Raw genomic sequence first — 24,215 nt, 5'->3', positions numbered from 1 at the left:
CCGATTCCGGTGATCATTCTGATCGCGATCTTCATGCACTAAACCCGGGCCTGGCTCGGTAAAGGGTGGGAAGGGCTTTGCTCCTTCCCACTTTTCGTTTTGCGCAACGTCAGCCAACTGATGACCAGCAAGGTGCTGGCCAGCGATGTCATGATTACCAACGGTTGTGCAGTACCATCCGATAGCAGCCCGGTGGCCCAACTGCTCGCAGCCGTCACAAACATCTGAATAAAAAAGAACAACCCCGACGCCGTACCGGCAATCGCGCCGTAGGGCTGCAACACCGACAACTGGCAGGCGGGCATCGTCAGCCCCACCGACACCATGATCACCACCATCGGCAACACAATCGCCAGCCAATCCTGCGCCAGCAGTGTCGTGGCCGTCGCAAGCAGTACGCTGCCCAGCACATTCAGGCCGATGGCGAAGCTGATCAAGCGGTCTGCCTCGAACCGCGCTACCAGGCGGCGGAACAGGTTGGCGCCGAACACATAGCCACTGATCGTTGCGGCAAATACCAGGGCGTAGGCGCTCGGCGATAAATCAAAGCCGCGTTGCAGCAACGCCGAAGACTCGCTGATAAACGGAAAATAGGTGCTGTACACGCAGCCGATCGCCAAGGCATAACGCAGGAAATAGCGGTCGCGCAGCAGTTGGCCGTAGATGCTCAGCAAGTGGGTGGGTGGCGCGGCGGCCACTTGTGGCGGACGGGTTTCCGGCAGACGGCGCTGGACCACCAGGCACAACAGGCTGCCAATCACCGCCAGCAAAACAAACAAACCCCGCCAACCCAAGAGGGGCAACAGCACGCTGCCAAGCACCGGCGCGGCCATGGGCGAGACCGCCATTGCCATGGAGATCAACCCCAGCAAGCGCGCCTGCTCCTGTGGGGCAAAATAGTCGCGCACGATCACCCGGCCTATTACCGTGGTGCAACACCCACCAAGGGCCTGGAACAGCCGCGCAATGATCAATACCCTCAGGCTGTCGGCCAGTGCGCAGGTGAGGGTTGCCAGTACATACGTCGTCAACCCGGCCAGCAACACCGGACGCCGGCCGAAGCGGTCGGTAAGCGGGCCGCTGACCAGCAAGGAAATCGCCGATCCGAGGGTGTAGAGCGTCAGTACCAGCTGCAGTTGGCTATCGGAGGTCTGGAAGTAGTCGGCCATAGCGGGCAGGGCGGGCAAGTGCAGGTCCAGGGTGAGGCGCGGCAAGCCCACCAGGACCGTCAGCAGCGTTAGCCAGAACCAGGGAGCGAGAATGCGTTGCGTCATGGGCGGTTACTTCGCGAGGGGTAGAGCCCGGACTCTAGCGGCGTTGTGGTTTAATCCGCAGAACCACTTGTGCATGGAAGGATTGGACCACTATGAGCCGAGGAAAAGCCGCCTCCAACCTTGACTTGCCGCGCCCGGACAACTTGGGCGAGGGTAAACAGCAGGGCGCCTATGAGGCTTTGCGGGGGGCGATCCTGACTCGGCAGTTGCCGGCCGACAGCCGTTTGCCATCGACCCGCAGCCTGGCCGAGCGCTGGCAGGTTTCGCGCGGCACCCTTGAGGTCGTGTTCGACCGCTTGCACAGCGAAGGCTATGTGCAGCGCGTGGCGGGCTCTGGCACGCGGGTGCGCGCGGTGATTCCCGAGCAATTCATTGCGGCCCCGGCGTCAAAACAAATGCTGCGCCGCCCGGTTGACCCCGACCCACCCCACGCCGGGGTACAGAGCCATGTGCCCTTTGTCGCACGGCGCCCGGATGCCGGCCTGTTCGACCTGAAAGCCTGGGCGCGTTGCGTCGCCCGTGGGTTGTTGGCCGCAGGCCCTGGTGTACTGGAGGCCGCGCATCCTGGTGGGCTGCCGGCCCTGCGTGAGCACATTGCGGATTACTTGCGCAGTTATCGCGGCATGCACTGCGAGGCGGATGAAGTGATTGTCACCACGGGTATTCGTCATGGCCTTGACCTGATCGCCCGCACGCTGCTCCAACCGGGTGACCTGGCCTGCGTCGAGGACCCCGGCTACACCCCGGCGCGGCGTCTGTTCAAGCTGGCCGGCGCACAGGTGCAGTCGATCCCGGTCACCGCCGAAGGGCTCGATACCGCTCAGTTGCCTGCCCACGCACGACTGGTGTATGTCACCCCCGCGCACCAGGCCCCGCTGGGCGTGACCCTGTCGGTGTCGCACCGTCTGGCGCTGCTGGACTGGGCAAGTCGAGCCGATGCCTGGGTGGTCGAAGACGACTACGACAGCGAGTACAACTACAACAGCGCACCTTTGGCCGCGCTCAAGTCCCTGGATGCGAACGACCGCGTGCTCTACTGCGGCAGCTTTAACAAGAACCTGTTTCCAGGGTTGCGAGTCGGTTTCATGGTGGTGCCCAAAACCCTGCGTCCGTCACTGCTGCGCACCTTGCAACTGACCGGGCATTCGGTGGGCGCCAGCGATCAGTCGGGCCTGGTGGACTTTCTTGGCAGCGGTGCGTTTGTGCGGCATTTGCGCGCTTCGCGTCAGGCCTATCAGGCGCGGCGTGATGCCTTGCTCGCTTGCCTCCCGCCGGACGTCACGGTCACTGGCGAGCAGGCCGGGCTGCATTTTGTGCTGTGGTTACCGGCAGGGGTGCCAGAGGCGGATTTCTGCGCCCGCGCCGCCGACGCCGGGCTGAGTTTGCAGCCACTGGGCAAGTTTTGTGTCGATGTAACGTTGCCGCCCGCCGTGATTGTCGGCTACACCGCATTGACCCTCGCGCAGATCCGCTTCCACGGCCGGGCTCTGGCGCAATTGCTGTAGGAGCGCGTCAGTCGTCGAACCCGACCTGCTCATGAATTTCATCCACCTTCAATTCCAACCGATAGGCCACCGCAATAAACAACGCCTGGCACAGGCACAAGGTGGCGCTCAGCGAGCGAAAGGCAAACGATGAGCCTTCATTGACCAACAGCACCGCATTCGCGCGCTTGGCCAGCGGCGACAGGTTGCTGTCGGTGATGATCAAGGTCTTGGCCTGGTGATGCTGCGCGATGCGCAGGCAGTGCTGGGTCTCTTTGCCGTAGGGCGTAAAACTGATGGCAATCACCAGGTCATTGGCGCGCACGCTGCGCATCTGCTCGCGATAACTGCCGCCTAGCCCCGAGATCAGGTGGATGCGCTTGTTGGTGTGCTGCAGGTTGTAGACCAGGTAGTCGGCCACGGCAAAGGAACGGCGCACACCGACCACATAGATGTTGTCGGCATTGACCACCAGGTCCACGGCTTTCTCGAAGGCCGCATCGTCCAGTTCCAGGCCCAGGCGTTCGATGCCGGACAGGGTGGCGTTGACACACTCACGCGCCAGGTCGCCGCCGCTGGCTTTCTGCGACTTGTTGGCGATCATGCTGCGGATGCGCTGCTGGTAGTTCTGCACCGGTGTGGTCTTGTGGGTATAGGCCTCGCGAAACAGCGCCTGCATTTCACTGAAACCGCTGAAGCCGAAACGCTGGGAAAACCGCACGATGGCCGAGGGGTGCACTTCGCATTCACGGGCGATGTCACTGATGCGATCGACCATGATCCGGTCGCTCTGCTGGCTCATGTAACTGGCGATGCGCTTGAGCTGGCGCGGCAGGCTTTCGTATTCGTCGGTGATCAGCTGCAACAGGCGTTCGGCATTGATCGGAGGGCTGGCGACAGTTGCTTCCAGGGTGGTCTCGGGATCGGTGCGGGACATGGGCAATCCTTCTGGCGTGTTCGTCTGATGCGCTGATGGGTGGCGCAAGTCTACAGGGTAGGCGCAAAAAAATACCTCGGCATCACGGCCCGCGTGGCCTGCTGAAACGATGCACGGGCGCTGGCGTGCCGCTATGCTGACGTATTGGAAAATATATTCCACTAAAAATAATTATGGAATAAATATTGATTGCCGCCGTCGGACGTTCTAGTCTGCTCCCACCAAGAGCGTTTGCCGCCACTACGGCGGCACAACGCAGGCTGATAAAAATAACAGGAGCCAGCATGGGCCAGACTCGTTTTGCCAGTGGGCGTCAATTGGATCTGATTTGCCTGGGGCGCCTGGGCGTCGACCTCTACGCGCAGCAAGTGGGTGCGCGGCTTGAGGATGTGTCCAGCTTTGCCAAATACCTCGGCGGTTCCTCCGCCAACATCGCCTTCGGCACTGCCCGGCTGGGGCTCAAGTCGGCGATGCTGAGCCGGGTGGGCGACGACCATATGGGCCGTTTTCTGATCGAATCCCTGGCCCGCGAAGGTTGCGATGTCAGCGGCATCAAGGTCGACCCCGAACGCCTCACCGCCCTGGTGCTGCTGGGTCTCAAAGACCGTGAAACCTTTCCCCTGGTGTTCTACCGCGAAAACTGCGCCGACATGGCCCTGCGCGCCGAAGACATCAGCGAAGCCTTTGTTGCATCGAGCAAGGCGCTGCTGATCACCGGCACGCATTTCTCCACCGACGGTGTGTACAAGGCCAGCATTCAGGCGCTGGATTACGCAGCCAAACACAACGTCAAACGGGTGCTGGATATTGACTACCGCCCTGTGCTGTGGGGCCTGGCGGGCAAGGCCGATGGCGAAACCCGTTTTGTTGCCGACCAGAATGTCAGCCAGCATGTGCAGAAAATCCTGACGCGTTTCGACCTGATCGTCGGCACTGAAGAAGAATTCCTCATCGCCGGTGGCAGTGAAGACCTGCTCACCGCCCTGCGCACGGTGCGCGAACTGACGCCCGCCACCCTGGTGGTCAAGCTCGGCCCGCAAGGCTGCACGGTGATCCACGGCGAGATCCCTGCGCGGTTGGAGGACGGGGCTATCTATCCCGGTGTGCGCGTTGAAGTGCTTAATGTGCTGGGTGCTGGCGATGCCTTCATGTCAGGCTTTCTCAGTGGCTGGCTCAACGACGCCAGCGACGAGCGTTGCAGCCAGTTGGCCAATGCCTGTGGCGGCCTGGTGGTCTCGCGGCACGCCTGTGCGCCGGCCATGCCCACGCCCGCCGAACTCGATTACCTGTTCAACAGCCCGGTGCCGATCACCCGTCCCGATCAGGATGCGACCCTGCAGCGCCTGCACCGCGTCACGGTGCCGCGCAAGGCTTGGAAGCAACTGTTCGTGTTTGCCTTCGACCACCGCTGGCAGCTGGTGGACCTGGCGCAAAAAGGCGGCCAGGACTTGACGCGAATCAGCGCCATCAAGCAGCTGTTTATCCAGGCCATCGAACGTGTGGAGACCAAGCTCGCCGAGCAGGGCATCGAGGCCGACGTGGGCCTGCTTGCCGATCAGCGTTTTGGCCAGGATGCCCTCAATGCCGCCAGCGGCCGAGGCTGGTGGATTGCCCGCCCGGTCGAAGTGCAGAACTCACGGCCTCTGGCGTTCGAACACGGTCGCTCGGTGGGCAGCAACCTGATTGCCTGGCCCCAGGAACAGATCATCAAATGCCTGGTGCAATTTCACCCCGATGACGAACCTATGCTGCGCCTGGAACAGGAGGCGCAGCTCAAGGCGGTGTATGAGGCGTCCATCGTCAGCGGCCATGAACTGCTGCTGGAAGTCATCCCGCCCAAGGATCACCCCTCCACTTATCCCGACGTTTTGTATCGCAGCCTCAAGCGCCTGTACAACTTGGGTATCTACCCGGCCTGGTGGAAGATCGAAGCGCAGTCGGCCGCCGACTGGAAAAAGCTCGACGAACTGATCCAGGAGCGCGACCCATACTGCCGTGGCGTGGTGCTGCTTGGCCTGAACGCGTCGGCTGAATGTCTTGCCGACGGTTTTCAGCAAGCCCGCCTGAGCACCACCTGCCGCGGATTTGCCGTCGGCCGCACGATCTTCCAGGAGCCGAGCCGGGCGTGGATGGCGGGGGAGATCGATGATGAGACCTTGATCCAGCAGGTACAGGCTACCTTCGAACAACTCATCAACGCCTGGCGCAGTGCTCGAATTTAGTCACACATTCCAAATGTGCAATGCAATCCAATGTGGGAGGGAGCAAGCCCCCTCCCACATAAAGCAGATCTCAGTGATCTCTAGAGAAAACAATAAAAGGTGCAGCCATGCCCGCAATCCGAATTGGCATCAACCCGATCTCCTGGAGCAACGACGACCTCCCGGCCCTTGGCGGTGAAACCCCGCTGAGCACGGCCCTGAGTGAAGGCAAGGACATCGGCTACGAAGGTTTTGAACTCAATGGCAAGTTTCCCAAGGATGCCAAGGGCGTCGGCGACGTGCTGCGTCCCTATGACCTGGCGCTGGTCTCGGGCTGGTACTCCAGCCGCCTGGCCCGTCGTTCGGTGGCCGAGGAGATCGAGGCCATTGCCGGCCATGTCGAACTGCTCAAACAAAACGGTGCCAACGTACTGGTGTACGGCGAAGTCGCCGATTCGATCCAGGGTTCACGCATTCGCCTGATAGAACGTCCGCGTTTTCATAGCGAACAGGCCTGGCAGGCGTACGCCGACAAGCTCACCGAGCTGGCGCGTTTCACCTTGTCTCAAGGCGTGCGCCTGGCCTACCACCACCATATGGGCGCCTACGTCGAGTCTCCCGAAGACATTGACCAGTTGATGAAACGTACGGGGCCGGAAGTCGGCCTCTTGTTCGATTCGGGCCACTGCTACATGGGCGGCGGCGAACCCATCGAGGTGTTGCGCAAGCACATCGACCGCGTTTGCCATGTGCATTTCAAGGACGTGCGCAAACCCGTGGTGCAATTGGCGCGCAATCAGATGTGGAGTTTTCCCGATTGCATCGTCAACGGCACTTTCACCGTGCCAGGGGACGGCGATATCGACTTTGCGTCGTTACTGGACGTGCTGCTGGCTGCGAACTACGCAGGCTGGCTGGTGGTGGAAGCCGAGCAGGACCCGGCCGTGGCGCCCAGTTATATCTACGCGAAAAAGGGCTATGACACCTTGCGTGCGCTTCTCAACGAGAGGGTTTGAGTGATGAGCTTGTTGGTCAAAAGCAGCAAACGCGGGCAAACCATGGTTGCCCTGGAGGCGGGGCGCCTGGAGTACGTAGGCTTCGCCGCTTACCGCTTGAGCCTGGGCGAAACCTTGCCGGTCAGCGCGGGCGATCAGGAGCTGTGCCTGGTGCTGCTCAGCGGTCGGGTGAATATCGAAGGCGAAGGCTTCAATTGGCAGAACCTGGGTGATCGCCAGTCGGTGTTCGAAGACAAATCACCGTTCGCCGCCTATTTGCCGCCGGGCATCGACGCCCAGGTCACGGCCCTGAGCGATGTACAGATTGCCGTGTGTGCGGCGCCGGGTGCGGCGGGTTTTGCCCCGCGCCTGATCCGCCCCGAGCAGTGCAAACGCAGTGTGCGCGGCAAAGGCGCCAGCACTCGCTACGTCTGCGACATCCTGCCCGACAGCGAGCCGGCCCATTCGCTGCTGGTGGTGGAAGTGCGCACACCGTCGGGGCATTCCTCAAGTTACCCGCCGCACAAACACGATACCGATGACCTGCCGCACCAGAGCTTTCTGGAAGAAACCTACTACCACCAGGTCAATCCACCCCAGGGCTTTGTGTTCCAGCGCGTGTACACCGACGACCGCAGCATCGACCAGGCCATGGCCGTGGAAAACAGCGACCTGGTGGTGGTGCCCAAGGGGTATCACCCGGTCAGCGTGCCGTATGGCTACGAGTCTTATTACCTCAATGTCATGGCCGGCCCCAAGCGCGCCTGGCATTTCCATAACGACCCGCAGCACAGTTGGCTGCTGGACCTTTAAACGGTTTTGGACGGAGAACAACAACAATGAAGTCGCCGCTACGTTTTGCCCTTAACCGTATGGTCGCGCCTGACTTGCCCCTGGCGGATTTTATCCAGCTGGCCAAAGCCCTCCAGTGCGATGCCATCGAGATTCGCAACGACCTCAAAAACCGCGAAATCGAATACGGCATGTCCGCCGCCCGCGTGCGTGAGTTGTGCGCGGCGCAGGGCATCAAGGTGCTGTCGATCAACGCGCTGTACCCTTTTGATGTGTGGAACGACGAACGCCGCGCTCAGGCAATCGAACTGGCCACCTACGCCCGTGAGTGCGGGGCCCAGGGCCTGGTGATGTGCCCGTTCAATCAGCCTGGCGATACGCGTAACGACGCGCAGCGCGCCGCTGGTTTGCGCACCGCGTTGAGCGAACTGGCATTGATCCTGCGTGAGTACGGGATTCTCGGTTTCATCGAACCCCTGGGCTTCGCAGTATCCGCCCTGCGCCGCAAGCGCGTGGCAGTGGATGCAATCAAGGCCATCGGTGGCCTGGATGTGTTTCGTGTGGTGCATGACACCTTTCACCATCATTTGGCCGGCGAGCATGAGTTCTTCCCGGAGCTGACCGGGCTGGTGCATATCTCCGGGGTGGAAGACCACGAGGCGCCGCTTGACTCAATCCGCGACGGCCACCGCGTGCTGGTGGGCGAGGACGATATTCTCGGGAATGCGGCGCAGATCGACACCTTGCTGAGCACCGGCTACAGCGGCTATCTATCGTTCGAGCCGTTTGCCGAAAGCGTGCATGGATTGGCGGATATCCGGCAGGCGTTGGGGGCAAGCATCGCCCACCTGCAAAAACGATAAGGGGCGCGACATGAGCACCACACGATTGACCATGGCCCAGGCCCTGGTGAAGTTTCTGGATAACCAATACATCGAAGTCGACGGCGTACAGAGCAAGTTCGTTGCCGGGGTGTTCACTATTTTCGGGCATGGCAATGTGTTGGGCCTTGGCCAGGCGCTTGAGCAGGACAGCGGCGACCTGGTGGTGCACCAGGGCCGCAACGAACAAGGCATGGCCCATGCCGCCATCGGGTTTGCCAAGCAGCACCTGCGCCGCAAGATCTATGCGTGCACAGCCTCGGTGGGGCCTGGCGCTGCGAATATGCTCACTGCCGCAGCCACCGCCACGGCCAACCGCATACCGCTGCTGCTGTTGCCCGGCGATGTCTACGCCAGCCGCCAGCCCGACCCGGTGCTGCAGCAGATTGAGCAGTTCCACGACCTGAGCATCAGCACCAACGACGCGTTCCGCGCCGTGAGCAAATACTGGGACCGCATCAACCGCCCCGAACAGTTGATGACGGCGGCGATCCACGCCATGCGCGTGCTCACCGACCCTGCCGAAACCGGCGCGGTGACATTGGCGTTGCCCCAGGATGTGCAGGCCGAGGCCTGGGACTATCCCGACTACTTCCTGCAAAAGCGCGTGCACCGTATCGACCGGCGCCCGGCCACCGCCGCGATGATCGGCGATGCGCTGGCGGCGTTTCGCGGCAAGCGCAAACCGCTGATCATTTGTGGCGGCGGGGTGAAGTACTCCGGCGCCAATGCGGCGCTGCAAGCCTTTGCCGAGCGCTTTGAGATTCCCTTTGCCGAAACACAGGCCGGTAAAAGCGCGGTGGTCTCCAGCCATGCACTGAACGTCGGCGGCATCGGCGAAACCGGCTGCCTGGCGGCGAACCTGCTGGCCCCCGAGGCGGACCTGATCATCGGCATCGGCACGCGGTATACCGACTTCACGACCTCGTCGAAATCGCTGTTCAAGCACCCCGAGGTGACTTTTCTCAACCTCAATGTCAGCGCCTGCGACGCGTTGAAGCTGGACGGTGTGCAAGTGGTGGCGGACGCCAGAGTCGCGCTTGAAGCGCTGGCCGATGCCCTCGACGATTACCGTTCCGGCTGGGGCGAGCAGATCGCTGACGCCAAGGCGCAACGGGATGCCGAAGTGGATCGCGTGTACCAGGTGCAATACTCAGACGATGATTTCGTACCGGAAGTTGACGACCTTCTGGACCGCGCCGTACTGCGCGAGTTTATCGAGCTGACCGGCTCCTGCCTGACCCAAAGCCGCGTACTGGGCGTGCTCAACCAGGCGCTGGCCGACGATGCGATCATCGTCGCCGCCGCCGGCAGCCTGCCCGGGGACTTGCAGCGCGCCTGGCGCAGCAAGGGCGTCAATACCTATCACGTCGAATACGGCTATTCGTGCATGGGCTACGAGATCAATGCCGCCTTGGGCGTGAAGCTCGCCGAGCCGACCAAAGAGGTCTACGCCCTGGTCGGTGACGGCTCCTACATGATGCTGCACTCGGAGCTGGCCACTTCGATCCAGGAACGGCGCAAGATCAACGTGGTGCTGCTCGACAACATGGCCTTCGGTTGCATCAACAACCTGCAAATCGGCAATGGCATGGACAGCTTCGGCACCGAGTTTCGCTTCCGCAACCCCGAGAGCGGCAAGCTCGACGGCGGCCTGGTGCCGGTGGATTTCGCCATGAGTGCGGCGGCCTATGGTTGCAAGACCTACAAGGTCAGCACGCTAGAGCAGCTGGAAGCGGCCCTGGCCGATGCGCGCACGCAAACCGTCTCGACGCTGATCGATATCAAAGTGCTGCCCAAGACCATGGTCCACGGCTACCTGTCGTGGTGGCGGGTAGGTGTGGCGCAGGTGTCCACCAGTGAACGCACGAATGCAGCGGCAAAAAAACTCAATGAACACCTGGCCAAGGCCCGGCAGTACTAATAACAAGAGGAGTGTTTACATGTCTTTGAAGCTTGGAGTGATTGGTACGGGCGCCATTGGCCGGGACCATATCCGTCGTTGCAGCCAGACCTTGCTCAACAGCCAGGTGGTGGCGGTCACTGATATCAACCTTGCGCAGGCCGCGCAGGTGGTGGCGGACTTGAAGCTGGACGCCGAGGTGTACCCTGACGGCCATGCGCTGATCAACTCGCCAGAGGTCGAAGCCATCCTTGTGACGTCGTGGGGGCCGAGCCACGAAGAGTTCGTGCTGGCCGCCATCGCCGCCGGCAAACCGGTGTTCTGTGAAAAACCCCTGGCGGTCACCGCGCAAGGCTGCCGCAAGATCGTCGAGGCCGAAGTCGCCTGCGGTAAGCGCCTGGTGCAGGTGGGCTTCATGCGTCCGTATGACGAAGGCTATCGGGCCTTGAAAGCTGTGATCGACAGCGGCCAGATCGGCGAGCCGTTGATGCTGCATTGCGCGCACCGTAACCCGACGGTGGGCGAGAATTACAACACCGACATGGCGATCACCGACACCCTGATCCACGAACTGGACGTGCTGCGTTGGCTGCTCAATGACGACTATGTGTCCGTGCAGGTGGTGTTCCCGCGCAAGACCAGCAAGGCCCTGGCCCACCTGCGCGACCCGCAGATCGTGCTGCTGGAAACCGCCAAGGGCACGCGTATCGATGTGGAGGTGTTTGTCAATTGCCAATACGGCTACGACATCCAGTGTGAAGTGGTAGGGGAGACCGGTATCGCCAAACTGCCGGAGCCCTCTCAAGTGCAACTGCGCAGTGGCGCGAAGCTGTCCAATGCGATCCTGATGGATTGGAAGGATCGCTTTATCGGTGCCTATGACGTGGAGTTGCAGGCGTTTATCGACAGCGTGCGGGCTGGGCAGGTCGGTGGGCCGTCGGCGTGGGATGGGTATGCGGCGGCGGTGGCGGCGGATGCGTGTATTGAAGCCCAGGGCAGCGAGCAGATTGTGCCGGTGAGCTTGCCGGATCGCCCACACTTCTACGGCTGATCCCAATCTCACAGGTGGAACCTGGTCAATGTGGGAGGGGGCAAGCCCCCTCCCACATTTGAACAGTGTTTGCACTTCAAAGCAGGAGTGAATCATGCGAATTGGACTAGTCGGCTATGGCCACGGAGGGCGCTTCTTTCATGCGCCGCTGATTGCGACGTTGCCTGGTGCGACGTTTGTGGGCGTTGTCACACGCTCGCCGGAGCGTCGCCAGCAATTAAGTACCGATCTACCAGGCGTGAAGGCCTTCGACTCCATCGGCCAGATCGTCGAAGCCGGCGTCGACGCCCTGGTGATTTCCACCACCCTCAAAGGTCGCCCGGCGTTGGTACTGGAAGCCATCGAACACGGCGTGGCGGTGGTCAGCGACAAACCCTTTACCGCCAACGCCGAACAAGCCCAAGCCCTGATCACTGCCGCCGAGCGCCAGGGCTCGCTGCTCAGCGTCTACCAGAATCGGCGCTGGGATTCGGATTACCTGACTCTGCGCAAACTCATCGATGCCGGTGCCCTGGGCACCATCACCCGCTTTGAATCTCGTGTAGAACGCTACAGCCCACAAGCCGTGGGCAATGCCAGCGGCGGCGGGTGGCTGCGTGACCTGGGCAGTCACTTGGTCGATCAGGCGCTGCAACTGTTCGGCCCGGTGGACCGAGTGTTCGCCCAACTGCACTACACCCCTGAACACCCCAGCGTGGATCACGGCTTTTTTGTTTCCCTGAGCCACGCCAACGGCGTGATTTCACACCTGTGGGGCAACGCCTTGCAGAACAGCCAGGCGCCGCGCTTTCGTGTCAGTGGCACCTTGGGTTGCTACACCGTCGAAGGGTTGGATGGCCAGGAAGAAGCGCTGATCGCCGGTAAATCGCCGAAGACCGAAGGCGAGCACTGGGGCGCGGAGGAGCATCGACGCTGGGGCTGGTTCGAACAAGGCTCGGAGCGTGAGCGGGTGCCGTCGGAAAAGGGCTGCTGGACACAGTTCTATCGCCAGTTGCAGTTGGCCGTGCAAGGGCAGGGACCGCTGCCGGTGAGCGCCTATGACGCGCTGGAAACCACCCGTATATTGGACGCCGCACGCCTGAGCGCCGAGCGCCAGCAAGTGGTTTCGACAAAAATAGAATAAAATTCTAAAACAGGTTGATATGGAAATTATTTTCTAATACAGTCGTTTCCAGGTTGCATAAAGTATGTCCCGGACCCAGCGGGCGACTCAACAAAAACAAGATCAAAAACAACCAGGTACCGTCAGATGAAAATCTTCAACGCTGTACTTCGAGTTTTACGCCCCGCCCAAGCGCCACGCGGACTGCCCCGCGCCCGGCCGTTCTACTTCTCCTTCCTTAACGTGCTGTGCGTCGAAAACCAGGGCGCGCTGGTGTGCTGCATTCCAGGGGCGCCAGTGGTGCGACTGACAGCCGAGTCCTGATAAACGCAACGTCGAAAAAAACCAACAAGAAAGTGGAGACAGACCGTTCATGAAGACCCCGATCCGTTTTACCGCGCTGGCCCTGTCCATGCTGCTGGCCAGTGGCGTTGCCGGCGCCGCCGATCTGAAGGTGGGCGTCACGATGTCTGCGTTCGATGACACCTTCCTCACCTACCTGCGCGAAGACATGGATAAGCAAGCCAAGTCCTACCCCAAGGGCGATGGCGTGCAATTGCAGTTTGAAGACGCGCGGGCCGATGTGGTCAAGCAATTGAGCCAGGTCGAGAACTTTATCAGCCAGAAAGTCGACGCCATTATCGTCAACCCGGTCGATACCGCTTCGACCAAGAACATCATTGCGGCTGCGACCAAGGCGGGCATTCCGCTGGTGTTCGTCAACCGCCGCCCGGACCAGAAAGACTTGCCCAAGGACGTGGTGGCAGTGACCTCCGATGACGTCGAGGCCGGGCGCCTGCAAATGCAATACATCGCCGAAAAACTCGGCGGCAAGGGCAAGATCGTGATCCTGCTGGGTGACCTGGCGAACAACTCCACCACCAACCGCACCAAGGGTGTCAAGGAAGTGCTGGCCAAGTACCCGGACATCAAGATCGAGCAGGAGCAGACCGGCGCCTGGCTGCGTGACCGGGGCATGACCCTGGTCAACGACTGGTTGACCCAGGGGCGTGATTTCAATGCGGTGCTGGCCAACAACGATGAGATGGCGATCGGGGCGTCCATGGCCCTGCGATCGGCCGGCAAGGAAAAAGGCAGCGTGCTGATTGCCGGTGTTGACGGTACGCCGGATGGCTTGAACGCGATCACCAAGGGTGACATGGCCGCCTCGGCGTTCCAGGACGCCAAGGGCCAGGCGGTGGGTTCCGTGGAAGCGGCGCGCAAGATGGCCAAAAAAGAGCCGGTGGAGCAGAACGTGGTGATCCCGTTCCAGTTGATCACCCCGGACAACGTCAAAGACTTCAAGTAGCCCTGACACAACAACAATAAGCCGGCAGGGCGGTCACGGCCGCCCTGCAGATGGAGTGCCTCCCTATGCTTGCTCAAGCCGCTGCCTCGCAGCCCCCGGGCATCCAGCCGTTGCCGCTGGACGAACCCTACCTGCTGGAAATTCTCAACATCAGCAAAGGCTTTCCCGGTGTTGTCGCCCTGGACGATGTGCAACTGCGGGTGCGCCCCGGCACGGTGCTGGCATTGATGGGCGAGAACGGCGCGGGTAAATCGACGCTGATGAAGATCATCGCCGGCATCTACCAGCCCGACGCCGGGGAAATCCGCCTGCGTGGCAAGCCTATTACCTTCGAAACGCCGCTGGCGGCGCAAAAGGCCGGAATCGCCATGATCCATCAGGAGCTCAACCTGATGCCCCATATGAGCATCGCCGAGAACATCTGGATCGGCCGCGAGCAGCTCAACAGCCTGCACATGGTCAACCACCGCGAAATGCATCGCTGCACCGCCGAGTTGCTGGCGCGCCTGCGCATCAACCTCGACCCTGAAGAGCAGGTGGGCAACCTGAGCATCGCCGAACGGCAGATGGTCGAGATTGCCAAGGCGGTCTCGTACGACTCCGACATCCTGATCATGGATGAACCCACCTCGGCCATTACCGACAAGGAAGTGGCCCACCTGTTTTCGATCATTGCCGACCTCAAGGCCCAGGGCAAAGGCATCGTTTACATCACGCACAAAATGAACGAAGTGTTCGCCATCGCCGATGAAGTGGCGGTGTTCCGCGACGGCCAGTACATAGGCCTGCAACGTGCCGACAGCATGAACAGCGACAGCCTGATCTCGATGATGGTGGGGCGTGAGCTGAGCCAGTTGTTCCCGGTGCGCGAGACGCCGATAGGTGAGTTGCTGCTGTCGGTGCGCGACCTGAGCCTGGACGGCGTGTTCAAGGACGTCTCGTTCGACCTGCACGCCGGGGAGATTCTCGGTATCGCCGGCCTGATGGGCTCTGGGCGTACCAATGTGGCGGAAACCATTTTTGGCATTACCCCAAGCACCGGTGGGCAAATCACCCTGGACGGCAAGGCGGTGCGCATTACCGACCCGCACATGGCCATCGAGAAAGGCTTTGCGCTATTGACCGAAGATCGCAAGCTCAGCGGCCTGTTCCCGTGCCTGTCGGTGCTGGAAAACATGGAGATGGCGGTGTTGCCGCACTATTCGGGCAGCGGCTTTATCCAGCAGAAGGCCCTGCGCGACCTGTGCGAAGAGATGTGCAAGAAGCTGCGAGTAAAAACTCCGTCCCTGGAGCAATGCATCGACACCTTGTCGGGCGGTAACCAGCAAAAGGCACTGCTGGCACGCTGGCTGATGACCAACCCAAGGCTGCTGATCCTGGATGAACCGACCCGCGGTATCGATGTGGGCGCCAAGGCCGAGATCTATCGCTTGATCGCCTTTCTAGCCAGCGAAGGCATGGCGGTGATCATGATTTCCTCGGAACTGCCCGAAGTGCTTGGCATGAGCGACCGGGTGATGGTGATGCACGAAGGCGAACTGATGGGCACCCTGGATCGTGCCGAGGCCACCCAGGAAAAAGTCATGCAGTTGGCCTCCGGCATGTCCGCGGTCCACTGATCTACAGAATAAGAAGGTGATGGGCTATGAACGCAATAACAGACAACAAGCCGGCGACGGCACCAGTGAAGAATCGTCGACGCATGCCCACCGAGCTGAGCATCTTTTTGGTGCTGATCGGTATCGGCCTGGTGTTTGAACTGTTCGGCTGGATCGTGCGCGACCAGAGCTTCTTGATGAACTCCCAGCGCCTGGTGCTGATGATTCTGCAAGTCTCGATCATCGGCCTGCTGGCCATCGGCGTGACCCAGGTGATCATCACCACGGGGATCGACTTGTCGTCAGGCTCAGTGCTGGCCTTGTCGGCGATGATCGCTGCCAGCCTGGCGCAGACCTCGGATTTTTCCCGGGCGGTGTTTCCGTCCCTGACCGACTTGCCGGTGTGGATCCCGGTGGCGATGGGCCTGGGCGTAGGGCTGCTGGCAGGGGCGATCAATGGCAGCATCATCGCGGTGACCGGCATCCCGCCGTTTATCGCGACCCTGGGCATGATGGTCTCGGCCCGTGGCCTGGCGCGTTACTACACCGAAGGCCAGCCGGTGAGCATGCTCTCGGATTCCTACACGGCCATCGGCCATGGTGCCATGCCGGTGATCATCTTCCTGGTGGTGGCGGTGATCTTCCATATTGCCCTGCGTTATACCAAGTACGGCAAGTACACCTACGCCATCGGCGGCAATATGCAGGCGGCGCGCACCTCGGGCATCAACGTCAAGCGCCACTTGATCATCGTCTATAGCATCGCCGGGCTGCTGGCGGGCCTGGCCGGCGTGGTGGCCTCGGCCCGTGCCGCGACAGGGCAGGCGGGCATGGGCATGTCCTACGAGCTGGATGCGATTGCCGCTGCGGTGATCGGCGGCACCAGCCTGGCGGGCGGGGTAGGGCGCATCACCGGCACCGTGATCGGCGCGCTGATCCTCGGCGTGATGGCCAGCGGGTTTACCTTCGTGGGGGTGGATGCGTATATCCAGGACATCATCAAGGGCCTGATCATCGTGGTGGCAGTGGTGATCGACCAGTACCGCAACAAGCGCAAGCTCAAGCGCTGAGCCTATCTCAAGGACAGCACCAATCAAATGTGGGAGGGGGCTTGCCCCCTCCCACATTTAGTCCGGGATCAGCCACTTTCAACCGTTTGTCTTCTATATAGCTCCACTGCACTGAATTTCTTGCTATAAACGCACTCCGATGACCGTTCGCCAAGCCCGTCCTGGTGCCTTTGGGGGTTAATTGGGAAAAAATGCCTGTCTTTTCAGTTGCTGCGCTCTCAAGTCGGCCTTAGACTGCCGCCCCTCGTAAATTGAGTGCCGGGTGGCGCTTGAAATGGACGGCGCCCTTCCGAGACCTGCACAGGCCTTGCGGAACGCTCCCTTATTCGCCTTAATGCACGTATTTTTTATAGAGAAATCAATGACAAAGGAAAAGTTGCTGGCCATGCCGGCGGATGACTACATGAATGCCGAACAGCACGCTTTTTTCGAGAAGTTGCTGCAAGACATGAAGGTGGAACACCACGAGCGCATTGAACAGAACCGCATCGCCATTGAAAGCCTGGACACCCCGGCGGACCCGGCTGACGCGGCTTCCGTCGAAGAAGAGCGCACCTGGCTGGTAAATGCCATTGACCGCGACCAGCGTATGCTGCCGCAACTTGAGCGCGCCCTGGAGCGCATCAAGGAAGATTCTTTTGGCTGGTGTGATGACAGCGGCGAGCCGATCGGCCTCAAGCGCCTGCTGATCAGCCCGACCACCAAGTACTGCATCGAAGCCCAAGAGCGCCACGAGCAGATCGACAAGCATCAGCGTCAAGCCTGATGTGCTGAATGGGGGGCCTGCCAGTGAGCTGGCTGCCCCGTCTGCAACAACCTCCCGAGATCATACGGCCCGCGTCTGGCGCGATGGATTGTTGCTGTTTATGCAATGAAGCTATTCCCAGGATAGCTTTTTCCAACTGGAATAAAACCGTAGCATGGCCAACATTGTTAGGCAGCTAACTAATGCTACGGAGAACTTCCATGCAAAACAAAGTCGATGTGGCCGTGATGATCGGCAGCGGTGTACCTGAGACCCTGCGTGCCTTGGGTCAGAAAGCCTGCTGGGTAGTGTTGCTCAATGGTGAACAGCGCGGCACCGCTTTTGCCAGTCGCGATGAGGCGCAGGAGTGTCAGGCTGCCTGGCAAGCGCTGTTGCGCATGGAACAGTCAGACAGCCTGCATTGAGACCGTGCTAGTGAGATTGATGCAGGCGCTGATTCAACTCATCCACCGGGATGGCCCACTCAGCGTCTTCACGCAGTTCTTCCTTAAGAAACTGCGCCTGTTGGGGCGTCCAGAACGGCGCATCGATCAACTTCACGCCTTCCGGCAACGGATGCGCGACGATGAAGGCATCAATGGCCTCAGGGGTTGAGTCCAGGCCCAGTTGTTCAAACAGGGTTTCGAGCGTGGGGATTGGCGCGTCCATTGGGTACTCCATACAAAGTGAGGATCGTTGTGTATGGGAGGCTTGAGGCGCGTTAGAGTTCTATCGAGGTGTCAGGAATTGAGAGCACCCGAATCCACGGCGGTTTTCAGGGCTTTTGCGGCTTCTTTTGCTGCAAAGGCAGCGGCGTCTACAGTCTTGAACCAACGGTCTTTTTCTACCTGGTGCGCGGTCACAGTGGTCAGCGGTGGTTTGGCCCGCATGATAATGACTGCTTGAAACTCTCCGTCTACTTCCCTGGCATCGCCGTGGATAAAAAATTCGCCAATATCAAATTCCGTCACGTATAGCCTTCCCTTCAAGGTAACTGCACTGATGAAACCTGACCCGCACGGGGCAAACTTCAATGGACGGGCCAGTATGGCAGTTGTTGAGGGGCGCAGGCGCAGTAAAGTCACCCAGGTGACGAAACGAGTCCCCCGCAAAGGGCATGCAGCCTGGCTTCAAGCATTTTGGCCAATTCACAGGCTTTATTGTGGTCGCTGCGAAACCCCTTGATCCTGCCACTGGGCACTTCAAGAATGTGGAAAAAGTTCTTTCCGGCCGGTACCACTTGGTAAATAACCGAATGGGAGTACCCATCAAGGTTATGCAAGCAGTAGTATTGGCGTTCGTCTGGACATGATGAACGAGTGTGGAAGGACGTAGCATTGTGTTGACGTCGTTGCATGCTCAGCTCCTGTCGATCGATCTTGTTAGCCTGTGTTTGGCGTTTCGGGTGGTTTTGACCCGGCTTGCTGTTTTAGTATTGTCGTCGGTAGTTCGCAACTGGTTCCATGCCCGTGTATTTTTTGTTTCGGGTGTCGGAAAGTGCACTTTTGACTGGGTTATTCTCTGAAGTTGGTCGACTCGTATTCTCGGGTCGTTGAACCTGTGATTTGCTGTGCCACCGGCTGACCTTGCTTTAGGTCCACCGCGGCTGGGTGTACGAGTCCTGCGGGTTATCTTCAGGTTTTTGACGAATGTGTGATCGTGCCGTAACGGCCGTTTTTTTGTGCTGCCCGCTTCGGCGGCCAGCGCTTTCTTGATGTGGGGGCGTTTCCTTGGCAGTCAGTAATCTGGATATGCACGCGTTATTCGTGCTGGGTGATTTGCGCGCAAAGTTGGTCAAACAGTTTCAATCCCGGTTTGTCTACGTCACTGAACAGACGCCGGAAGGCATCTACATCGCCGAGATCGATACCGAAGCGGCACTGGTCGTGGATGACAAGCCACGTCTGGAACTCAAGGTGGGCGACCATTTCCGTGCGGCTGTTTTACCCAGCCGCGAAGGTGGAAAGTTCGAACTCAAGTTTCGCGATATCAAGTTGACCGTTTACGGCCTCGGCGACTACGCCTTTGTATCGTCGAACGAAGGCCAGGGCATTGTGTTCAAGGAAGGCCATAGCGTGATGCTGGTATTTGCCGCCCATGAACAATTGCAGGAAGGGTTGACCAAAACTCTCAAGGCCGTGACGGGCAAGGCCGCCAAGTGGCGCAAGGGTGAACTGGTGACGTTCAAGGCCAGCGAATAACCGATAAATACGCTGTGCACCTTTGTCTTTCGGAACCTCTACTACAGTTGAGTTGACTTAACTATTCAGAGGCTTCGCGCATTAGCGGCAAAGCCGTTTGCCATGACTGCGAGAACGCGAGGTGCAAAGGCATGAGAGGATTGAAGTCACTGCTGGCAGCGTCACTGACGGCCCTGAGTCTGTCACTGCCGGTATCGGCTGCACAGGCACCGGTGCATTTTGCCGACCTCAACTGGGAAAGCGGCAGCCTGATCACCGAAGTACTGCGCTTTATCGTCGAAAAGGGTTATGACTTGCCCACCGACACCTTGCCTGGCACCACCATCACCCTGGAAACCGCCCTGGCCAAGAACGACATCCAGGTGATCGGCGAAGAGTGGGCGGGCCGCAGCCCTGTTTGGGTCAAGGCTGAAGCCGAAGGCAAAGTGGTAGGGCTTGGAGACACGGTCAAAGGCGCCACTGAAGGCTGGTGGGTGCCGGAATATGTGGTCAAGGGCGACCCGTCCAGAAACCTCAAGGCCCTGGCGCCGGACCTGAAAAGCGTACAGGACCTGGCGCGCTACAAGGATGTATTCAAAGACCCGGAATCCCCGGGCAAAGGGCGCTTTCTCAACAGCCCCATCGGCTGGACGTCCGAAGTGGTCAACAAACAGAAGCTCAAGGCCTATGGCCTGGACGACACTTACGTGAATTTCCGCAGCGGCTCGGGCGCAGCGCTGGATGCCGAGATTGCCTCGTCGATCCGCCGGGGCAAGCCGGTGCTGTTCTATTACTGGTCACCCACCCCGTTGATGGGGCGCTATAAATTGATCCAGCTGGAAGAACCGCCGTTTGATGCCGATGCATGGAAGACCCTGACCGACGCGGACAACACTGACCCCAAGCCTACGCGCTCGCTGGCATCCAAATTGAGCATTGGCGTATCGACGCCGTTCCAGCAGCAATATCCGCAGATCACCCAGTTCTTCGAAAAAGTCGAGTTCCCCATCGAGCCGCTTAACAAGGCGTTGGCGAAGATGAGCGAAAACCACACCGCGCCACGGGACGTGGCCCAGACGTTCCTCAAGGAGCACCCTGAGGTGTGGAAGGCGTGGTTGACGCCGGATGTAGCCCAGAAGGTTGAGGCGAGTCTCAAGTAACCGATAGTCTTAATGTGGGAGGGGGCTTGCTCCCGATAGCGGTGTATCAGCTTGCATATGCATTGACTGAACCACCACTATCGGGAGCAAGCCCCCTCCCACAGTTGACTGCATTTCAGGCTCAGAACTTGGTTTGCACCGCTACCTCAAACGTTCTCGGCGAACCCAGGTAATACGCCGGCGACACATGCGCAAACTCGGCATACACCTCATTGGTCAAGTTACGCACCCGCCCGGTCACCGAGGTACGGGCGTCGAGCTTGTAGCGCAGGAACGTACCGAACAGCGTGTAAGCCGGCACTGTCTGGGTGTTGGCATAATCGGCATACACCTGGTCGACATAGCGCGCATCCACCCCCCCTTGCCAGTCCTCGGAAAAGTCGTAGGTCAACCACAGGTTGCCCACGCGCTTGGGCACATTGGTCGGCGTATTGCCTTTGCGCGATACCACGGCGCCGCTGGCAACTTTCTCATTGAATTCATCGTACTCGGCATCCACCCAGGCGAAGTTGCCTTCGGCCAGCAGCCTTGGCGTGATGCGCAGTGAGCTGGCCAGTTCGATACCCTTGGACGTCTGCGCGCCCACCGGGATGCTGTTGGTGGGGTCCTGCGGGTCGGTGACGGCAAAGTCTTCGCGTTCGATCTTGTAGACGGCGACCGTTGCCGAGCCGCGACCGTCCAGGTAATCGAACTTGCTGCCGATCTCCCACTGCTTGCCGGTGGACACGTCGAACACCTGGGTGGTGGTATTGGGCTGTTCCACGGCGGTGCTGTATTGCACGTAGACATTGGCTGACGGGATGAATTGATAGGTCAGGCCTACACGTCCCGTCACGGGCTCCCAACTGCGCTTGAAGTGCCGTGGGGTGGTGGTCGCGCGGTGGTTGGTTACGTCCATGTCAATGGCGTCATAACGCAGGCCGGTCAGCAGCGAGAGCTTATCCGTCAGCCCCAGGCGGTTTTCCACGAACAGCGCCTTGGTGGTCACCTGGTTAGTCGTGCCTTTGGCAAAACCCGGCTTGATGCCGGGGATGTCATAGAAGTGCCCCGGGTTGTAGTTGTTCGGGTCAACCGTACTGTTACCCGGCTTGATTAGTGGATGGCCGGTGGTGCTGTTGACCTTGTACTCAAAGCCGCCGGACCAGGTTGTGGAGAGGCCGAAAAGGTTGTTGTCATGGCGCAGTTCAAACTGGTTGCCGTTCTGTTCGCCCTGATGCCGCACCTGATAGGCCGTGGAGCGGTTAACGGCGCTGTTGTCGGCGTTGTACTGGTAGGTCTCCAGGTTGCGGTAATCGCGCTGGCTGTCGAGGTGGTAGAGGGTATTTTTCAGCGTAGTGCTGTCGTTGATCCGATAGTCGATGATCGAGCGCGCCCAGATCGTACGCTGTTCGTAACGTCCGTCGGCGACGTTGTAGTTGTTGAAGCGGTTGTGCTTGTCGATCTTCAGTTCGCCGGCCTTGGGGTTGAGCACCGGTGTGCCCCAATACGGGCTGTCTTCATGCTCATCCTGATATTCCAGGGCCAGGGTGTGGGAAAGGTTGGGCGTGAGGTCGCTGAGCAGGGAAAACGCCACGCTCCAGGCATCCCGTTGAGCGCGGTCGATGTGGCTGTGGTTGGTGTTGCGGCTCACATCCAGTCGCGCGTAATGCTGCACATCGGCGCCGGGCTCGGTCAGCGCGTGATTAAGGCCGAAGGCCATACCGGCGGTGTCGTAGCTGCCATAGGTCAGTTGGCCTTCTGCGGCCTGTTCTTCACGGGTCGCCAACTTGGTCACGTAATTGAGCGAGCCGCCCACGGAGCCGGCGCCGTTGATCAGGGAGGAGGGGCCGCCGACCAGTTCCACGCGGTCGTAGATCCACGTATTCACCGGCCGCGCCAGGCCCGTGGCGACATTGATGCCGTTGAACATCTGGGTAATCTGGCTGCTGGTAAACCCGCGGTACGAGATAAACCCACCAAACCCGGGCGGCGCGCTGGCGTTGACGCCGGGCAGGGTATTGGCCGCCTCGCGAAAGGTCCTGGCGCCATGGCGCTCGATATCGTTGCGGTTGGCGATGGCCACCGACGCCGGGGTTTCCCGCACGCTCAGGCCCAGGCGCGAGGCCATGCCGCTGGATTGGTCCAGGGCCAGGCCGGGCTCAACGCTTTGCCCGCCTTCAATGGTGGTCGGCGCCAGCTCAAGGGCTAAGGCGCAAACAGGCAGGCAGCCGAACAGGCCCGCCAACAGGGGTAGATGTTTCATGGTTGAATCCTGAAAACTTGGCTTGAAAACAAGGCACAGCCACCCGTCCTTCCTCACGGAAACGGTCGGCAATGCAGATCAGAAAGCGCAGGGATCAGGCGAAGGCAGGTGGCGCGCGCGGGTTAGCCGTGGGCCAGGTGAAACGGGCAGGGATGTCAGCGGCAAGCACGACCGCCGCTGGCGGCGCGTGGGGTTGTGGCAAGACTGCCACGTTCAGGTGGCTGTTGAGCGCGGGGCCCATACCGCCGGTCGAACACAACGGGCAACCGAACGCCTTCGACAGCGTTGGCAGGCTCTCATCCGTGGAATTGCTTGGCAGGGGCGCCTGGGTACGCGGGTCCACCGTACAGAACTGGCCGCTGATGCCGTTGAGCTGCATCCCCACCATCTGCCCATGGCCAATGCTGCAGGCGAACACATTGAACAGGACGCAGCAGTAGAGCATCCAGGCAATGAGCGAGCGGTCGGCACGGGCGAGTTTCATGGGGCGGCACTTTACCATCAGCGGCCGACGAAATGCCTGCAAAAAATCTCAGGGCGACTATCCTGATTCCCACATTTTTCGGGAGCGTCCGCCATGAGTTTTGTCATTGCGCGATGGATTGTCGGGGTTTTTACCTTTATCAGCATGGTGCATCTTTACTGGGCGGCTGGTGGCAAATTCGGCAGCCTGGCGGCGATTCCGCAACTGCCTGGCGAATTTGCCAGCGGGCCGCGACCGGCGTTCAAGCCGTCGGCGCTGGGCACCTTTCTGGTCGCGATGGGGCTGGTAGCGATTGCCTTGCTGGTTTGCCTGCGCGCCGGGCTGTATTTCTCGCCGGTGTCCCATGGTGCGTTGCAGTGGGGCATCAGTGCGATTGCGGTGCTGATGTTTGCCCGGGCGATTGGCGATTCGGAGCTGGTAGGTTTTTTCAAGAAGGTCGGCAACTCTCGATTTGCACGCCTGGATACATATCTGTACTCGCCGTTGTGCCTGGTGTTGGGTGCCGGGTTGTTGGTGGTGGCCTGGACCTGATGGTCTCGGCGCCATACCTGTGGCTAGGGAGCTTGCTCTCGTGACGGTCGGACAGCCAGCACATATCTACCTGACAAATCGAGATCCAAATGTGGGAGGGGGCTTGCTCCCGATGGCGGCCTCAGGGCTGACCAGGATGTTGGATCAGACTGAGTACATATCCGTAATTAAGTTACGGTCACTATTGGTTCCGCTTTTACAGCGGGTCACTTTGGAAAAGAGCCTGTACGGACCGGACACATGGTTGACGGGTGTGCGGGGACATGGTGGACACTT

General features: G+C 60.2%; 23 protein-coding genes. 17 read left to right on the top strand and 6 right to left on the bottom strand.

What is annotated here, in order from left to right:
* Positions 1–38: 38 nt before the first annotated feature.
* Positions 39–1,274, bottom strand: coding sequence for a multidrug effflux MFS transporter (locus E4P00_RS11540; RefSeq protein WP_078821130.1), 1,236 nt, complete (start codon positions 1,272–1,274; stop codon positions 39–41).
* A gap of 92 nt (positions 1,275–1,366) precedes the next feature.
* On the opposite strand from E4P00_RS11540, the gene E4P00_RS11535 reads away from it, so the two are divergent.
* Positions 1,367–2,779: a PLP-dependent aminotransferase family protein gene (locus E4P00_RS11535; protein ID WP_078821131.1), complete on the top strand. Its 1,413-nt coding sequence runs from the start codon at positions 1,367–1,369 to the stop codon at positions 2,777–2,779.
* 7 nt (positions 2,780–2,786) lie between these two features.
* On the opposite strand, the gene E4P00_RS11530 is transcribed toward E4P00_RS11535, so the two are convergent.
* Positions 2,787–3,695 (bottom strand): MurR/RpiR family transcriptional regulator, encoded by a 909-nt coding sequence (locus E4P00_RS11530; protein WP_032876193.1) that lies wholly within the window; start codon positions 3,693–3,695, stop codon positions 2,787–2,789.
* Positions 3,696–3,979: 284 nt separating this feature from the next.
* Between E4P00_RS11530 and iolC the strand changes: the two genes are divergently transcribed.
* The 13 genes from iolC to E4P00_RS11465 all read left to right on the top strand — a co-directional run bounded on the left by iolC (position 3,980) and on the right by E4P00_RS11465 (position 17,767).
* Complete coding sequence (gene iolC, locus E4P00_RS11525) at positions 3,980–5,917, top strand: 5-dehydro-2-deoxygluconokinase (RefSeq protein ID WP_248131511.1); 1,938 nt, start codon at positions 3,980–3,982, stop codon at positions 5,915–5,917.
* Between the two features lie 107 nt (positions 5,918–6,024).
* Complete coding sequence (iolE, locus tag E4P00_RS11520; RefSeq protein ID WP_148853672.1) at positions 6,025–6,912, top strand: myo-inosose-2 dehydratase; 888 nt, start codon at positions 6,025–6,027, stop codon at positions 6,910–6,912.
* Between the two features lie 3 nt (positions 6,913–6,915).
* The gene (gene iolB, locus E4P00_RS11515; protein WP_248131509.1) at positions 6,916–7,704 is read left to right on the top strand and encodes a 5-deoxy-glucuronate isomerase; all 789 of its coding nucleotides are present in this window, start codon (positions 6,916–6,918) and stop codon (positions 7,702–7,704) included.
* A gap of 26 nt (positions 7,705–7,730) precedes the next feature.
* On the top strand, positions 7,731–8,546 hold the full coding sequence (locus tag E4P00_RS11510; RefSeq protein WP_078821135.1) for a TIM barrel protein: 816 nt from the start codon (positions 7,731–7,733) through the stop codon (positions 8,544–8,546).
* A gap of 10 nt (positions 8,547–8,556) precedes the next feature.
* Positions 8,557–10,488: a 3D-(3,5/4)-trihydroxycyclohexane-1,2-dione acylhydrolase (decyclizing) gene (gene iolD / locus E4P00_RS11505; protein ID WP_248131507.1), complete on the top strand. Its 1,932-nt coding sequence runs from the start codon at positions 8,557–8,559 to the stop codon at positions 10,486–10,488.
* Positions 10,489–10,507: 19 nt separating this feature from the next.
* Positions 10,508–11,518 (top strand): Gfo/Idh/MocA family oxidoreductase, encoded by a 1,011-nt coding sequence (locus E4P00_RS11500; protein ID WP_248131505.1) that lies wholly within the window; start codon positions 10,508–10,510, stop codon positions 11,516–11,518.
* Between the two features lie 94 nt (positions 11,519–11,612).
* Entirely contained in the window at positions 11,613–12,641 is a 1,029-nt protein-coding gene (locus E4P00_RS11495) for a Gfo/Idh/MocA family oxidoreductase (RefSeq protein WP_248131503.1), read from the top strand.
* Between the two features lie 126 nt (positions 12,642–12,767).
* On the top strand, positions 12,768–12,944 hold the full coding sequence (locus E4P00_RS11490) for a hypothetical protein (protein ID WP_005787736.1): 177 nt from the start codon (positions 12,768–12,770) through the stop codon (positions 12,942–12,944).
* 49 nt (positions 12,945–12,993) lie between these two features.
* On the top strand, positions 12,994–13,929 hold the full coding sequence (locus E4P00_RS11485) for a sugar ABC transporter substrate-binding protein (protein ID WP_032876172.1): 936 nt from the start codon (positions 12,994–12,996) through the stop codon (positions 13,927–13,929).
* 65 nt (positions 13,930–13,994) lie between these two features.
* Positions 13,995–15,548 carry a sugar ABC transporter ATP-binding protein gene (locus E4P00_RS11480; protein ID WP_078821139.1) on the top strand — a complete coding sequence of 518 codons (1,554 nt, stop codon included), beginning with the start codon at positions 13,995–13,997 and terminating at the stop codon, positions 15,546–15,548.
* A 26-nt stretch (positions 15,549–15,574) separates the two neighbouring features.
* Positions 15,575–16,597: an ABC transporter permease gene (locus E4P00_RS11475; protein ID WP_003191668.1), complete on the top strand. Its 1,023-nt coding sequence runs from the start codon at positions 15,575–15,577 to the stop codon at positions 16,595–16,597.
* Between the two features lie 361 nt (positions 16,598–16,958).
* Complete coding sequence (locus E4P00_RS11470; RefSeq protein ID WP_003191666.1) at positions 16,959–17,363, top strand: TraR/DksA C4-type zinc finger protein; 405 nt, start codon at positions 16,959–16,961, stop codon at positions 17,361–17,363.
* Between the two features lie 200 nt (positions 17,364–17,563).
* A complete protein-coding gene (locus E4P00_RS11465) occupies positions 17,564–17,767 on the top strand; it encodes a hypothetical protein (RefSeq protein ID WP_005787746.1) in 204 nt (67 codons plus the stop codon).
* A gap of 7 nt (positions 17,768–17,774) precedes the next feature.
* On the opposite strand, the gene E4P00_RS11460 is transcribed toward E4P00_RS11465, so the two are convergent.
* Positions 17,775–18,011, bottom strand: coding sequence for a DUF2789 domain-containing protein (locus E4P00_RS11460; protein WP_032876165.1), 237 nt, complete (start codon positions 18,009–18,011; stop codon positions 17,775–17,777).
* Positions 18,012–18,082: 71 nt separating this feature from the next.
* Positions 18,083–18,313, bottom strand: a complete 231-nt coding sequence (locus tag E4P00_RS11455) for a hypothetical protein (RefSeq protein WP_005787750.1) — start codon at positions 18,311–18,313, stop codon at positions 18,083–18,085.
* Between the two features lie 780 nt (positions 18,314–19,093).
* Between E4P00_RS11455 and E4P00_RS11450 the strand changes: the two genes are divergently transcribed.
* Both E4P00_RS11450 and E4P00_RS11445 read left to right on the top strand, forming a co-directional pair.
* Positions 19,094–19,543 (top strand): hypothetical protein, encoded by a 450-nt coding sequence (locus E4P00_RS11450; protein ID WP_177327419.1) that lies wholly within the window; start codon positions 19,094–19,096, stop codon positions 19,541–19,543.
* 131 nt (positions 19,544–19,674) lie between these two features.
* The gene (locus E4P00_RS11445; protein WP_248131501.1) at positions 19,675–20,682 is read left to right on the top strand and encodes an ABC transporter substrate-binding protein; all 1,008 of its coding nucleotides are present in this window, start codon (positions 19,675–19,677) and stop codon (positions 20,680–20,682) included.
* A 121-nt stretch (positions 20,683–20,803) separates the two neighbouring features.
* Here the strand turns inward: E4P00_RS11445 and E4P00_RS11440 are convergent, their stop codons facing one another.
* The gene (locus E4P00_RS11440; RefSeq protein ID WP_248131499.1) at positions 20,804–22,924 is read right to left on the bottom strand and encodes a TonB-dependent receptor; all 2,121 of its coding nucleotides are present in this window, start codon (positions 22,922–22,924) and stop codon (positions 20,804–20,806) included.
* 94 nt (positions 22,925–23,018) lie between these two features.
* On the bottom strand, positions 23,019–23,408 hold the full coding sequence (locus E4P00_RS11435; RefSeq protein ID WP_078821145.1) for a DUF2946 domain-containing protein: 390 nt from the start codon (positions 23,406–23,408) through the stop codon (positions 23,019–23,021).
* A 93-nt stretch (positions 23,409–23,501) separates the two neighbouring features.
* Here E4P00_RS11435 and E4P00_RS11430 point away from each other — a divergent pair, with 93 nt between their 5' ends.
* A complete protein-coding gene (locus E4P00_RS11430) occupies positions 23,502–23,939 on the top strand; it encodes a DUF3995 domain-containing protein (protein ID WP_005787763.1) in 438 nt (145 codons plus the stop codon).
* The last annotated feature ends 276 nt before the right edge of the window (positions 23,940–24,215 follow it).

The sequence above is a fragment of the Pseudomonas sp. B329 genome (assembly GCF_023127835.1).
Classification (GTDB): Bacteria; Pseudomonadota; Gammaproteobacteria; order Pseudomonadales; family Pseudomonadaceae; genus Aquipseudomonas; species Aquipseudomonas synxantha_A.
Note: the sequence above shows the minus strand (reverse complement) of the source record. Positions and strands in the feature narration are given on the sequence as shown.

Bases quoted from the DNA above. Each gene is read 5' to 3' on its own strand.
- E4P00_RS11465 (WP_005787746.1), top strand. From the start codon at position 17,564: ATGCAAAACAAAGTCGATGTGGCCGTGATGATCGGCAGCGGTGTACCT.
- E4P00_RS11500 (WP_248131505.1), top strand. From the start codon at position 10,508: ATGTCTTTGAAGCTTGGAGTGATTGGTACGGGCGCCATTGGCCGGGAC.
- E4P00_RS11480 (WP_078821139.1), top strand. From the start codon at position 13,995: ATGCTTGCTCAAGCCGCTGCCTCGCAGCCCCCGGGCATCCAGCCGTTG.
- E4P00_RS11435 (WP_078821145.1), bottom strand. From the start codon at position 23,408: ATGAAACTCGCCCGTGCCGACCGCTCGCTCATTGCCTGGATGCTCTAC.
- E4P00_RS11510 (WP_078821135.1), top strand. From the start codon at position 7,731: ATGAAGTCGCCGCTACGTTTTGCCCTTAACCGTATGGTCGCGCCTGAC.
- E4P00_RS11445 (WP_248131501.1), top strand. From the start codon at position 19,675: ATGAGAGGATTGAAGTCACTGCTGGCAGCGTCACTGACGGCCCTGAGT.
- E4P00_RS11450 (WP_177327419.1), top strand. From the start codon at position 19,094: ATGCACGCGTTATTCGTGCTGGGTGATTTGCGCGCAAAGTTGGTCAAA.
- E4P00_RS11490 (WP_005787736.1), top strand. From the start codon at position 12,768: ATGAAAATCTTCAACGCTGTACTTCGAGTTTTACGCCCCGCCCAAGCG.
- E4P00_RS11430 (WP_005787763.1), top strand. From the start codon at position 23,502: ATGAGTTTTGTCATTGCGCGATGGATTGTCGGGGTTTTTACCTTTATC.
- E4P00_RS11540 (WP_078821130.1), bottom strand. From the start codon at position 1,274: ATGACGCAACGCATTCTCGCTCCCTGGTTCTGGCTAACGCTGCTGACG.
- E4P00_RS11485 (WP_032876172.1), top strand. From the start codon at position 12,994: ATGAAGACCCCGATCCGTTTTACCGCGCTGGCCCTGTCCATGCTGCTG.
- E4P00_RS11470 (WP_003191666.1), top strand. From the start codon at position 16,959: ATGACAAAGGAAAAGTTGCTGGCCATGCCGGCGGATGACTACATGAAT.
- E4P00_RS11440 (WP_248131499.1), bottom strand. From the start codon at position 22,924: ATGAAACATCTACCCCTGTTGGCGGGCCTGTTCGGCTGCCTGCCTGTT.
- E4P00_RS11460 (WP_032876165.1), bottom strand. From the start codon at position 18,011: ATGGACGCGCCAATCCCCACGCTCGAAACCCTGTTTGAACAACTGGGC.
- iolB (WP_248131509.1), top strand. From the start codon at position 6,916: ATGAGCTTGTTGGTCAAAAGCAGCAAACGCGGGCAAACCATGGTTGCC.
- E4P00_RS11495 (WP_248131503.1), top strand. From the start codon at position 11,613: ATGCGAATTGGACTAGTCGGCTATGGCCACGGAGGGCGCTTCTTTCAT.
- E4P00_RS11530 (WP_032876193.1), bottom strand. From the start codon at position 3,695: ATGTCCCGCACCGATCCCGAGACCACCCTGGAAGCAACTGTCGCCAGC.
- iolC (WP_248131511.1), top strand. From the start codon at position 3,980: ATGGGCCAGACTCGTTTTGCCAGTGGGCGTCAATTGGATCTGATTTGC.
- iolE (WP_148853672.1), top strand. From the start codon at position 6,025: ATGCCCGCAATCCGAATTGGCATCAACCCGATCTCCTGGAGCAACGAC.
- E4P00_RS11475 (WP_003191668.1), top strand. From the start codon at position 15,575: ATGAACGCAATAACAGACAACAAGCCGGCGACGGCACCAGTGAAGAAT.
- iolD (WP_248131507.1), top strand. From the start codon at position 8,557: ATGAGCACCACACGATTGACCATGGCCCAGGCCCTGGTGAAGTTTCTG.
- E4P00_RS11535 (WP_078821131.1), top strand. From the start codon at position 1,367: ATGAGCCGAGGAAAAGCCGCCTCCAACCTTGACTTGCCGCGCCCGGAC.